Source organism: Stenotrophomonas sp. AGC87 (assembly GCF_057333975.1).
The window spans coordinates 1-10,953 of sequence record NZ_JBHFHW010000041.1 but is presented as its reverse complement, the minus strand read 5'-3'; the positions used below and the strand labels follow the sequence as shown (position 1 = coordinate 10,953).

13 protein-coding genes and 1 pseudogene are annotated in these 10,953 nt (G+C 60.4%); 6 read left to right on the top strand and 8 right to left on the bottom strand.

Going from position 1 to position 10,953, the window contains the following annotated elements:
- Nucleotides 1-91: 91 nt before the first annotated feature.
- From ACE026_RS16950 to ACE026_RS16940, 3 genes are read right to left on the bottom strand one after another with little or no spacing between them, the layout of a single operon-like run.
- Nucleotides 92-1,267, bottom strand: coding sequence for a zinc-dependent alcohol dehydrogenase (locus tag ACE026_RS16950; RefSeq protein WP_481524669.1), 1,176 nt, complete (start codon nucleotides 1,265-1,267; stop codon nucleotides 92-94).
- A gap of 19 nt (nucleotides 1,268-1,286) precedes the next feature.
- Complete coding sequence (locus ACE026_RS16945; RefSeq protein ID WP_141056949.1) at nucleotides 1,287-1,790, bottom strand: SRPBCC family protein; 504 nt, start codon at nucleotides 1,788-1,790, stop codon at nucleotides 1,287-1,289.
- Nucleotides 1,791-1,807: 17 nt separating this feature from the next.
- Entirely contained in the window at nucleotides 1,808-2,395 is a 588-nt protein-coding gene (locus ACE026_RS16940; RefSeq protein WP_481520959.1) for a DUF4142 domain-containing protein, read from the bottom strand.
- A gap of 243 nt (nucleotides 2,396-2,638) precedes the next feature.
- Between ACE026_RS16940 and ACE026_RS16935 the strand changes: the two genes are divergently transcribed.
- From ACE026_RS16935 to ACE026_RS16920, 4 genes are all read left to right on the top strand, one after another.
- Complete coding sequence (locus ACE026_RS16935) at nucleotides 2,639-2,920, top strand: DUF3247 family protein (protein WP_141056951.1); 282 nt, start codon at nucleotides 2,639-2,641, stop codon at nucleotides 2,918-2,920.
- A 10-nt stretch (nucleotides 2,921-2,930) separates the two neighbouring features.
- Nucleotides 2,931-3,125: a DUF3606 domain-containing protein gene (locus ACE026_RS16930; RefSeq protein WP_181406109.1), complete on the top strand. Its 195-nt coding sequence runs from the start codon at nucleotides 2,931-2,933 to the stop codon at nucleotides 3,123-3,125.
- Nucleotides 3,126-3,128: 3 nt separating this feature from the next.
- The gene (locus ACE026_RS16925) at nucleotides 3,129-3,377 is read left to right on the top strand and encodes a hypothetical protein (RefSeq protein ID WP_463272331.1); all 249 of its coding nucleotides are present in this window, start codon (nucleotides 3,129-3,131) and stop codon (nucleotides 3,375-3,377) included.
- Nucleotides 3,378-3,486: 109 nt separating this feature from the next.
- Nucleotides 3,487-3,933 carry a hypothetical protein gene (locus ACE026_RS16920; protein ID WP_463272332.1) on the top strand — a complete coding sequence of 149 codons (447 nt, stop codon included), beginning with the start codon at nucleotides 3,487-3,489 and terminating at the stop codon, nucleotides 3,931-3,933.
- 1,093 nt (nucleotides 3,934-5,026) lie between these two features.
- On the opposite strand, the gene ACE026_RS16915 is transcribed toward ACE026_RS16920, so the two are convergent.
- The 5 genes from ACE026_RS16915 to ACE026_RS16895 form a co-directional block, all read right to left on the bottom strand.
- The gene (locus tag ACE026_RS16915) at nucleotides 5,027-5,512 is read right to left on the bottom strand and encodes a DUF4126 domain-containing protein (protein WP_463272333.1); all 486 of its coding nucleotides are present in this window, start codon (nucleotides 5,510-5,512) and stop codon (nucleotides 5,027-5,029) included.
- A 39-nt stretch (nucleotides 5,513-5,551) separates the two neighbouring features.
- Complete coding sequence (locus tag ACE026_RS16910; RefSeq protein ID WP_282261698.1) at nucleotides 5,552-5,716, bottom strand: hypothetical protein; 165 nt, start codon at nucleotides 5,714-5,716, stop codon at nucleotides 5,552-5,554.
- A gap of 603 nt (nucleotides 5,717-6,319) precedes the next feature.
- Nucleotides 6,320-7,525 (bottom strand): tyrosine-type recombinase/integrase, encoded by a 1,206-nt coding sequence (locus ACE026_RS16905; RefSeq protein ID WP_346477588.1) that lies wholly within the window; start codon nucleotides 7,523-7,525, stop codon nucleotides 6,320-6,322.
- Between the two features lie 1,190 nt (nucleotides 7,526-8,715).
- Complete coding sequence (locus ACE026_RS16900; protein ID WP_486040007.1) at nucleotides 8,716-9,198, bottom strand: DUF7832 domain-containing protein; 483 nt, start codon at nucleotides 9,196-9,198, stop codon at nucleotides 8,716-8,718.
- Between the two features lie 11 nt (nucleotides 9,199-9,209).
- Nucleotides 9,210-9,671, bottom strand: coding sequence for a hypothetical protein (locus ACE026_RS16895; protein ID WP_486040005.1), 462 nt, complete (start codon nucleotides 9,669-9,671; stop codon nucleotides 9,210-9,212).
- A 572-nt stretch (nucleotides 9,672-10,243) separates the two neighbouring features.
- Between ACE026_RS16895 and ACE026_RS16890 the strand changes: the two are divergent.
- Together ACE026_RS16890 and ACE026_RS16885 are read left to right on the top strand one after the other, a co-directional pair.
- Nucleotides 10,244-10,626: pseudogene (locus ACE026_RS16890) on the top strand (transposase); the annotation flags it as partial.
- Between the two features lie 51 nt (nucleotides 10,627-10,677).
- The coding region (locus ACE026_RS16885) for a DUF1153 domain-containing protein (RefSeq protein ID WP_486040003.1) at nucleotides 10,678-10,953 on the top strand (276 nt) is incomplete at its 3' end.

The window sequence follows — 10,953 nt, the reverse complement described above, 5'->3', positions numbered from 1 at the left end:
GTCACGCACCCGGCAGGGGACAGGGCACGCTGGAATGGCCGTCCGGTGGCGGGCTCCGACGCGTATGCGGCGCCGACCCGCAATCGCTGTTTCATCCACCCGGAACGAACACCGCCCGAACGCAGCCGTCCTTCTTGTGCTTGAACAGATCGTAGCCGCGAACGGCGTCTTCCAACGGCATCCGGTGGGTGGCCATGAAGCGGGGCAGCAAGCTGCCCTGCTGCGCCAACGCCAGCAACCTCGGCAGGTAGCGCTGGCCGTGCTGCTGAGCGGTGCGTACCGTGATGCCCTTGTTCATCAACGTGCCCAGCGGGAATTTGTCCATCAGCCCATACACGCCCAGCACCGAAAGCGTTCCGCCTTTGCGACAGGCCATGACAGCTTCGCGTAGCGCCTGGCCGCGGTCGGTGTGCAGGTGCAGGGCCTGCTTGACGCGGTCATAGGCATGGCCAAGGCCCGTGCCATGCGCTTCCATTCCCACCGCGTCGATGCAGGCGTCGGGGCCGCGGCCGCCAGTAAGCTCGCGTAATGCATCCGGCACGCTGTCCACGGCGCTGTAGTCGATGATCTCGCTGCCCACGATGTCACGCGCCATGGCCAACCGTTCGGGCAGCCGATCAATACCGATCACCCGTTCGGCGCCCATCAGGCGTGCGCTCTGCTGGGCCATCAGCCCGACCGCCCCACATCCCCACACCGCCACGATGTCCCCGGGCCGGATATCGCAGAAGTCCGCACCCATGAAGCCGGTGGGTCCGGCATCGGACAGGAACAGCGCGTCTTCGTCGCTGACCCCGTCGGGCACCGGGAAGCAGCCGACATCCGCGTGGGGAACGCGGATATAGTCGGCGTGCGACCCCGCGTAGCCCCCAAACGCATGTGTGTAGCCAAAGATACCGGCGGTCGGATACCCAAGCGCGGGTTCCTGCAGGTGCCCGTTGGGGTTGGTGTTGTCGCACAGGGAATACTCGAGGCGCCCACAATGCCAACAACTGCCGCAGGATATGAAGGAGGGGACCACGACGCGTTGGCCCGGACGCACGCCCGTCACGGCCGGCCCGGTGTCTACCACGGTACCCATGAACTCGTGGCCGATGATGTCGCCTTCGCGCATGCCGGGGATGTGGCCGTCGATGAAATGCAGGTCAGAGCCGCAGGTGGTGCTCAGCCCGACCTTGATGATGGCGTCGCGTGGCGCAACCAACACCGGGTCCGGGGTGGTTTCCACGCGTAGGTCGTTGACGCCGTTCCAGCACAGCGCTCGCATCGGTAACTCCTGTTCGGCCTCAGCGTGCGGCCGGGTTGGACGTCAGGGAGGGGATCTCGCCACTTTCGAGCAGCGCGCGAAGCCGTCTCAGAATCTGACCGGCCAGCGCACCCGGCGGCGGATCAAGCAGCCGGGTCAACAGACCTTCGATCAGGCCGTCTGGCGCATAGCGGACGCGCAGCTCAACTTCGACCCCAGGGCGGTGCGCGCAGGGCCGCACCGCAAGTGAGATGGCAGCCTGAGCGCCATCATCTGTTTCAAGCACTTGTTGCACCAGCATGGTTGATGGTGCGTGCGTGCGCAGGCGAACAACCGGATGCCGGCCCAACGGCGCGGTCAGCCGCCACAGACTGGCCTCGCTGCCCACCTCGACGAGCTCGGCAGCGCCGGCAAACAACTGGCGCTGTACCTTTGGGTCGCACCATGCGGTCATGACCTGCGCCACGTCGGCCTGGATGGTCAGGGCGCGCATGATCAGAGCGGGGTCGGTCGCCTCGACGTTGCGCGGATCGGGAACATGCATGGCGTGCTCCGTAAGTGTCAGTCAGCCGCTGTCGCGTTGCCCGCCAGACGCTCGGCCCGCGCAAGGTGGTCGGCGACATGTGTGCGCGTTTCCTTGAGGAACGTGCGCAGATCGGCCTGCGTGGCGGCCGGGATGATCACGGTGTCCAGCGTGTCCAGTGCCTTGCGATGATCTGTCACCATGGCGCTGAGGTAGGCGGCATCGAAGGCAGCGCCTTGTTGCTTGGCCAGCGTCGCCGCCTCGGCCTGCGCTTCGGCGGCCTTTGCCTGTGCCGGGGCGCTACGCTTGTCAGGCTGCCAAGCCTCCAGCGCGCGCTGGTTCTGCGTGTGTTCCTGGATCATGGTCTGGGCGTACTGGCGGGTGGCTGCGTTCTGACCGCGGGCAAGCGCGAGCTGCCCGGCGTTGACCTCTGCCTGGTTGATGGCGGCCAAGACGCCCAATGCTTGGCGCTGGCGCAGCTCGCCCGATGGGTTGGCGCCGGTTGTGACGTGGGTGGACGTGCGTTCTGCAGGGCGTGGACTCGGGGCGCTCTGTGCATTCAGCGCACCGGCGACCACCAAGCCGAGAACGACGGAGGTAACGCGCAGGCGGACGGTGTAGGACATGGCACATTCCCATCGATGAGGAGTGTGGATCCTGCCGCGACAGGCGCCAAGGCCATGAGACGCTCCCGTGTTCGTGCAGGTAGTAGCCGTCGACGTCATCGTCACGGGCGGTTCACCGCGCCGCCTGCGTCAAATTCAAGTGATGGACAGGGGCGGTGGGATTCGCATGAGCACGACGCCAAGCACAGCAGGTGATCGCAGGCCGATCGCTACAGTGCGCTTTTCCGGCAGGAGAAAAGGCGAATGACCCAACATGCCCCCCGCGTCCACACTGAAGCGGCCGCCATAGACCGACTGAAAGCACTGCAGCTGCAGCTGGGTGGCGAGATCGTCGCCGAACTTCACCTGCGCACCGGTGAGGTGATCGTGGCGACGGTACCGGAGCGACCGACCGTGCAGCAGTTTCTTGATGCAGACGGGAACGAGGGCACCAATGGGGTGGTGCGGCTGGACACCGGCGACGCGGGTGTTCACTTGATCTGGCTCGATGAGGTGGACCATGTGGTCCGCCTGGGTTCCTGTTAGGAGGATGAGGATGCGCAGACCACCCACCCCGGCGGAGACGCCCGGCGGCAAGCCGAAGGATCCGGATCGGATCAATATCAATGAGGAATGGGAGCTTCGGTTCTGGGCCCGGGAGCTTGGCCTGAGCGAAGATCAGCTCAAGCAAGCCGTGGAGGAGGTAGGCGTACTGACGACCGAGCTGCGCAGGTACCGGCCGCCGCATTGAGCCATGTACGACCGCGTCGACATCGACCATATGCTCGAAGAGCTGGAAGTGCTTCTTCCGGTGTGGTCTACGCGGTACCCCGAAGCACAGTTCGTCGCCATGCTCGCTACTGCCTCGGACTACATCTGCCGGGGTGCAGACGCGGAAGCGCGCACGTACGCACTACAGCGGCTGGGCGTGCTTGTTCCGGGGAGCGGCTTCGACGCATGGGCGTCGCGTTACGGCAACGACACGGGTCGGAACCCAACATAACGCCCCGGCCAGCGGGGCAGAATTGCCTCAATTACGGCCTGAGAATGTTGACGCCGTCTTGGCGCGTGCTGAGTGTACTTTTCCGTCATTGTTCCAGAGGAGAACGGCAATGGCCGCAACAAAAGAAACTCCGTCGGTTCCCAAGGTGTTGAGGATCGAAGCGATGCTGCTGGACTTCGGCGAAGCCGCCGTTGTGATCGAGTTGGAGGCCGAGCCGCCCAGGCGATGGTTCAAGGCACTCAAACGCGAAATGGTTTACGCAGCGGGCCTGGAGACTGCATCGGCGAAGTTCGACGGCTGCTTCGTCTACATCGTGGGGTTGGATTCGTCCCTCGGGAGCGCTGTTCGCTGTGCCAGCCGATTGCTTGCAGCGGTGCAGGACGGCTGGGAGCACAGAGGCGTCATTTCACCGGAGACATCGCATTTGACTGCGGACGGCGCTCGCCCTTCAGCCTCTTGCACGCAGACACCGCTTCGCGCGATGGGCTCAAATGAGGTGGTGGACATGCGTGCGACGGACGGCCGCTCCGTGTCCCCACCATCAATATTCGTTTGAAGAGGGCCGGCGTTTTGCCCATACGAAATTGAGCCAATCGCGGACCTTCATTGTACGCCCGAGCGTGCCCCAGCGCGGAGAACCCGTAGATGCTTCAGAGTGCAGGGGCATGCGCAACGCGTGCGGTCTGCATCTATCAGCTGTTCAGGCCCGGATTACTGTTGTGGTGCATCCGGGGAGGCGAGGCCCCCGACCGACCGCCGAGAAAACTCAACGAACCGAGCCGCCGAAATAGCCTGACGGCTCCCGCACGCAGGACACTCCAGCACCGCGCCTCCTCCCGGTATGTTCACAAGGCTGGGCGGGGCGTCGGCCTGGGTGACGTGGTGGCAGGAAAGACATTCGGCCTGAACACGGACCACTCTGGACTCCTTGTCCGAACCTGGCCGCGCTGGGTGCACGTTTACTTCAAACAGATAGAACCGCCCTGTGTTTGGCATGCTCGAACGTTCGCGTCAAGGGGCCCGTGGGTCAATAGGCGCGGGCCTGAGCCTGGGTTTCATCATAGGCGACCGCGACAGGAGGAGCCAAGGGGCTGGTGCTCCCGCCCGGCTTCTTTGCTCCGGGCTTGGGACGAGCGGAAAAAGCACATCCATGCCCAGCCCAAGCCCCACCAGCCTGCTACCTGGTTTCGATCACCAAGGCTTGGCGAGATACAGGAACCACGGGACGGACCCGTATCGGCCCTGCAGGAGCGGGCTGCGCAGTTGCCTTGAAAGGCGGGTGAGCAGCCGTGAGCCGGGCATTGCTGACCGCGTGATGGGACCCACATTGCACACAGCGAAAAAGCGCGCCACCTGGAAGCTCGATCAGGGAGGCTGTGGTCGAGGCAGTGGTCGTTCTGCACTGGCCACACTCAACCGTCAACGACAGTATGCGCGCCACATCGCCGGACGAAGCAAAACTCGCTTCAAAGGAGCGAACGACGAACGATGAGGTTGGCATCAGGCCTCCTGAACAAGGGAACGGTCAGAGCATGTCCGGCCACCCGTGACGGGGCTGTGGTGGCAGATTCTCGTGTCCGCTGCCCAAGCGGACGTCGTCCCGTTCGGAAGACCCGAGACCACCGACGGAGGACCCCATTGCAGGGGTCTCATCTCCGACGTTCTTTCGGTGTGGTGCCCCCGGCAGCCCATTTTGTGATGAGGGCAGCACTGCCGACGGCAATGGCGTCTTCCACGGCTCCTGTGCTGCTTTGGCCGTAGCGGGCGATTGCTCGCATGCGCAGGTTGAAGGTCACGTAGGCCATACCAACGGCGGCGCCGGCACCGAGAAGCGCGCCAAGCTTTCGCTGCCGATGGGGAGCGAGCGCCGCGCCTGCAATGAGCCCGGTAGCGACGCGCGCAACCATGCCTGCCGGAACGATGCGGTCGGGGGCCGATTTCATCTTGTCACCAACGAGCTCTCCGCCTGCCAATGCGAGCATGCCTGCGGAGGCGAGCTTGTTGGCCAGAAGACGAGGGGCACCATTATCGGCGGGCAAGTCACCGCTCCGCGCGGCGTTGGTCACTGCGGCCAAAGGGGTCATCGCGCGCATTCCCGCGACGGCTCCCATCAAAATCGAATGGATCAAGGCCATCTGGCTCTCCTGAATGGGGTGGAATCGCGGAGCCGGCTCTTAGGGCTTTGCCGGACGCTCGTAATCTTCCGGTTTGGCGGTGTGCTCCGCCTCAGGCATGTCCTTGTCTTTCCACGTGGCGTCATCGTTCCGGAGCTTGTCCGGGGTGTGCGCCTTGTCCTGGTCATCCACGTCGGCGCCGGGATTGAGGGGAAGTTTGCTCATGGGTCGCTCCGTGTTTGGTGTCGCCCTCTATGCTGCTACCTCCGCCATGAGAACGGCGTTTGGGCGGGCTCCACATTTTCACCACGCTGCCGTCACCGCCTAGCCACGTCGACGCGCCCTCACCTCGGGAGTGCGCTGGTGCCAGTGCTGCGGCTTTTCGGGAGGTCGGCGGCTTCATACCGCAGGTCACAGGCGAGGATGTGGCGCCGATTTGGGCACTTCAGCTCTCGCGAGCGAGCAGTGCTTAGCGAGCTCGCTTGGATGTTGGCATTGACACCGGCATGCCGGTTTACGAGGGCTATACGATCGAACGGGGCAGGTTCAACGGAACCATCTAATGGGCCGAGACCCAACTGGACCAGGACGATCACTCGCATCTAATTGATCCGGATGCCGAGCTCGAGGCTGTGATGCGCCACCAGTAGGGCCTCGCCGCCGAGCTACTGGAAGAGGCCTGTCGCACGTTCGGCTTGGGGCTGGTGATCAGTGTCCGCTTCTGGCCGGAAGCGGCTTGCCGGTGGCTATATGGAACAGCACGTACTGGTCCTAGCGCGGACCGCCACGGTAATGAGGCCGGAAGGAGGCTGGCCCCGCAGTCCTGCCTCACCCATAGTTAGGTAGTACGTAATCACTCCATGCCTGCATCATTGGTCGACGCTGTTCCAGCAGGTCGGTGCGGTGGTAAGCCGCTTCCACTTGACTCTTAACAGTATGGGCCAGCGCACGTTCTGCAAGATCTCTGGCGTAGCCATGCTCGCTGCACCAATCTCGGAAACTGGAGCGAAAACCGTGTGCGGTGGCCACTCGACCATTTGAGTCGCTGGGAGCCTCTAGTCGCCGCAACAGCGCCGTCAGGGTCATATCAGACATTACGGTTCTCGCGCGAACAGACGGGAAGGGCAGCTGATGGTGCTGGCCGAACTGCTGTTGGAGCAGAAGCAGCGCTTGCCTTGAGAGGGGTACTCGATGTGCTTGTTTCGCCTTCATCCGGCTAGCCGGAATTGTCCAGACTGCGCCCTGGAGATCCACCTCATCCCAAGTCATCCCGCGGACCTCCCCGGAACGGGCGGCAGTGAGAATAAGAAAGAGCATCGCTCGCCTTGTGACGTCCAGATCCGCAGCGCAGTCAAGCTCTGAGGCCGCAAACGCTGGCAGTGACTGCCATGGCATGGCTGGCTGGTGCTCCCGCCGGATGCTTATGCTCGCCTGTCCAGGAAGAAGGTGGCCGACTACGTCGACGGGGTTCGCGTTGTTGAAGCCATGGGCCCATCCCCATGCCATCACAGCATGAATCCGCTGCCTGACCCTCGAAGCTGTCTCCGCCTTCTCCAGCCAGATAGGTCTTAGTACGTCGGCCACATGACGCGGACTGAGCTGATCGATCTGGATTGCGCCGATCTTGGGAAAGGCATATTCAGTTAACGTGTTGATCCATTGCTGAGCGTGTTTGGCGTTCTTCCAGCCGGGCCTCAGCTCTTCGTGTACTTGGATAGCAGCCTCTTGGAAGGTTGGGACTACTCGTCTCTGTTCCTGAGCCTCCTTCTCAGTCAGCGGGTCTTGCCCGTTTGCGATCTGCTCACGCATCTCGCGGCCGATCTTTGCAGCCGTGGCGATTCCCACAGCGGGGTAGGCGCCCAGCCCGGCATTGCGTCGCTTGCCGCTAACGGGGCTTACGTAGCGGAGTACCCACTTGCCGCTGCCTTTTTGCTTCTTCGAGGGGAGCAGGGTTAGACCGGTTACGCCTCCGTGGGGAACCGGTCGGCTACCGGGGGTAATGCCTCTGGCCTTGAGATCTGTCAGGAGTGCCATGAGGCCCTTGGGTGGTTTCAGTATGCCATTGAGTATGCCATTTGTAGGCCGCTGTGAACGCACGTGCGTGGATGGTGCTGGATGCCATGCGAGCGTAAGGTGTTGACGCGGATGGATAAATGACCGGTTCGAAGTCCTTTCTGGACTGCTGTGGACCAATACATGGACGTCACTCTCTCCGCCAGATACGCAAAGCGCCCCGAAAGGGGCGTTTTGCGTATCTGGCGGAGAGAAAAGGGTGCCGACGCCACGCCGGTTCGACGGATTTGCCCGGAGCGAATCCGGACAGCCGAATGGCTGGCCCTGGAGCGCGCAGCGCGGAAGGGTTGGGTGCATGGATGCACCCAACAATCCCAGGCCACCGATCGCTATCAGCACGGAGGCGAGGATCGCAGCAGCCGCCGGCGTCAAGGGTGCGACATGCTCCGGGTCCCGTTTCATTCGTGACGCAGGCACGGTCCACAGCATTGCGTCCAGATTGAACTCGGACCATGTAGATCCCGTGGCTTCGCCAGCGCGCCGGGTTGCCACCCTCGCGCGGTCCCTGGATCTTGGCCCAGTCCAGTACGCGCTGCTATTGAGCCAGAATGAGGCGAAGTGAGACGGCGCAATCGGCCACTCTCACCGCCAATGATTCCAATGAAACGCTGCTGTCGTAAAACTGTTCGCCAGAGATGCCACGGCAACCCCCTACTCAAGTGCGGGGTAGGTGGGGTTGATGGGCCGCACTCGAATGCCGCGACTTTGATGTCTAACTCGACCAAGGCAGCCAAACAGTCAATGGACTTTCGGAAGTCGACGGGTTGGGGTGCAACTGCATTTTTTCGATTGTTGCGCCGGGTGCATCATGGTTTCTGGACTGCAGAAGAATCGGGAGTACAGCGTCCGGAATCACACGGCGGCTTCGAATGCGGAGTTCATGAAGCGTCTGCCATGGCCCAAAGCGTTTCGGCATTTCTCGCCACAGCAACAACTGAGTAGAGTACCCAGAGCACGCCATCGAGCGCCAGGCGGTCGCTCAGGCGGGGCAGCACTACGGTGAAGAGATCAGTAACCAAAGCCCAGGCCTCATCCGAGGTTTTATAAACTCTTTACCATCACGGGATTCTTTTCCGTAGATAGCTTTAAACTCTACAAAATTCTAGCTTCCGAGGGGCGCTGGATGGGTTTCTCGGGATTTCGTAAGGAGCCTAGAGGGCTCTATTGGCTTTTTTTATGCTGTTGAGTTTTCTCCAGACTTCCAGCCGGTTGTTTAAGGTGTTTGCAATTAATTGATAGTTTTCCTCAGTGTCGGGGATGTCTTCAAAGTACGCTATATTGCAGAACATGGTTGATATGTCAGTAAAGTAGAAGAAGCTCCAGCCTGGGCGGTAGTAAGCTTGCGTAAAAGAATTTCCTTCAGTGGTGAACAAGGCAGGATGCAGTGCTGCTCCTACAGCCTTGCGAATTATCGCAGCTTTCTCTGACGGGCCAGGCTCTTCTTCAAGAAGTTTATGTATTTCATTGTTGTTTTTCAGAAGGTTTTTGGAGGATGCCCATCTCAGGTAATAAACTGGAGCTACGCTATTTGCTGGTCTTTCTCCATCCGTCGCCGTATCGCGAAAGAAGTCGAAGGGTTGTATCTTTAAGGCCTCCTTGCCCTGTTTGATAAAATCATTGAGTATGTCCTTCATTGTTGCCATGCTCAGTTGTGATAGTAAATGCTAGACCATGGTTCGTAGTCTTTTAAATTCCATTCCAGTATGCAGTGATCTAAGTCATCTTTCAGTTTTCCGGAGGGATCTTGTTGCTTGATTTTATGGATAATAATTGATATTTGATTTTGACTCAGCTCAGCCCTGGGGTAATTTAATAAGCTGAGGGTCATGTCTGGTTGTTTGGCTATAAGCTCAGGTAGTATTTTTATGTACGCATTGTAGTAATCATTAAAAGCGGCATTCCCCAGGATGCTCATGCATAACTGCATTGTAGATGATTCGTATGGATCTAAAAAACTTCCCATTAAAATCTCTGTCGCATGCGCTGGTAGCTCTCGAGGTGCCTTGCATAGCAAGTTGTAGAAGTTGGTCGCCTTTTGGTCGCTTTTAGGGTGGGTGAGTGACGAACTAATTTCGCTAATCCATTGGGACAAATTCTGGGTAGTCATTAGATGCAACCTTTGCATGCGGTCCATGCTGGCATCTGTGCAATGGCAGTATCGTATTTGCTGCCGAATTTACCGCGAAAGTCATCAATAGGCACGTGATGCGAATCCCTTGGTGGATTGTGCGAGCCCCCCCCCCTCCCGTCTTATTGAACCATGCGTACCTCCTCTGTCGGCTTGGCCGGGTATGCCGTCTTGGAGTGCAGCACAGGGACCTTTTTTCATTCCTTTTCCTCTTCCTCCATAACTAGATTTCGCGCTTGCTTTGCCAACCTTACTAGCATGTTTTCCGACAAGTACACCGCCTTTGATGAGGCCTCCAGCGAAAGGGATCATTGCGAGTGCCGAGCTCCCGGCGCCTGCATAGTCGCCCCGACCGATGCTGATTAGAGCGCTTGCGCCACCGGTAAAGATACCCAGTCCCGGTACAAGGCTCGCCACGTCCAGGCCAAGCTGCACCCTATCAAGCATTCTTTCTGTCGTGTTTGCCTCCTCAAGGGTCTCGTAAGCTCCCCCGGCAGCCAGACACCCGATAAGTAGAGCTTTCTGGCATCTTTAACCAGCCAGGAGGTTGCATGCGCACATCAAAATTCACCGAGACGCAGATCATCACGATCCTCAAGCAGGGCGATGCCGGGCTTGCGGTGAAGGATCTATGTCGCCAGGCCGGCATCAGCACGGCGACGTATTACCAGTGGAAGAGCAAGTACGGCGGGCTTGAGGCGTCCGAGCTTCGTCGAGTCAAGGACCTCGAGGCTGAGAACGCCAAGCTCAAACGCATGTATGCGGAAATGGCGCTGGACAACGCGGCGCTGAAGGACCTGATCGCAAAAAAACTGTAGGGCCGGGTCAGAAGCGTGAGGCAGTGCGTTTCCTCATCGAGGTGCACGCGCGCCCCCTGAGCCGGTCCTGCGGTTACGTGGGTTTGTCTCGTGCGGCCTGGTATGCGCCGCCTGTAATGACCCACTGATTTCCTGCTCAGGTGTTACTTTCCCCGAAGGAGACACCGATGAACGAAGTGATGGAAGAAGAGATCAAGCGTTGGACGGCCCGTCGCAAGTCGGCACTGGTCCTTGAGATCATCCAGGGCAAGACCACCGTGGCTGCGGCCAGTCGCCAGTTCGACCTGACGCCGGCCGAGATCGAGAGCTGGGTGGACGATGGCAAGCGCGGCATGGAGAACGCGCTGCGGGCCAAGCCGGAGGACGTGCGCGAGCAGTACGAGCGCCAGCTCAAAGACCTGCAGGAAGCCTACGGCGAGGCCATGCTGGAGATCCGCGCCCGA

Excerpts from the sequence above, each read along its gene's own strand:
- ACE026_RS16950 (WP_481524669.1), bottom strand. The coding sequence starts at position 1,267 with ATGCGAGCGCTGTGCTGGAACGGCGTCAACGACCTACGCGTGGAAACC.
- ACE026_RS16945 (WP_141056949.1), bottom strand. The coding sequence starts at position 1,790 with ATGCATGTTCCCGATCCGCGCAACGTCGAGGCGACCGACCCCGCTCTG.
- ACE026_RS16940 (WP_481520959.1), bottom strand. The coding sequence starts at position 2,395 with ATGTCCTACACCGTCCGCCTGCGCGTTACCTCCGTCGTTCTCGGCTTG.
- ACE026_RS16935 (WP_141056951.1), top strand. The coding sequence starts at position 2,639 with ATGACCCAACATGCCCCCCGCGTCCACACTGAAGCGGCCGCCATAGAC.
- ACE026_RS16930 (WP_181406109.1), top strand. The coding sequence starts at position 2,931 with ATGCGCAGACCACCCACCCCGGCGGAGACGCCCGGCGGCAAGCCGAAG.
- ACE026_RS16925 (WP_463272331.1), top strand. The coding sequence starts at position 3,129 with ATGTACGACCGCGTCGACATCGACCATATGCTCGAAGAGCTGGAAGTG.
- ACE026_RS16920 (WP_463272332.1), top strand. The coding sequence starts at position 3,487 with ATGGCCGCAACAAAAGAAACTCCGTCGGTTCCCAAGGTGTTGAGGATC.
- ACE026_RS16915 (WP_463272333.1), bottom strand. The coding sequence starts at position 5,512 with ATGGCCTTGATCCATTCGATTTTGATGGGAGCCGTCGCGGGAATGCGC.
- ACE026_RS16910 (WP_282261698.1), bottom strand. The coding sequence starts at position 5,716 with ATGAGCAAACTTCCCCTCAATCCCGGCGCCGACGTGGATGACCAGGAC.
- ACE026_RS16905 (WP_346477588.1), bottom strand. The coding sequence starts at position 7,525 with ATGGCACTCCTGACAGATCTCAAGGCCAGAGGCATTACCCCCGGTAGC.
- ACE026_RS16900 (WP_486040007.1), bottom strand. The coding sequence starts at position 9,198 with ATGAAGGACATACTCAATGATTTTATCAAACAGGGCAAGGAGGCCTTA.
- ACE026_RS16895 (WP_486040005.1), bottom strand. The coding sequence starts at position 9,671 with ATGACTACCCAGAATTTGTCCCAATGGATTAGCGAAATTAGTTCGTCA.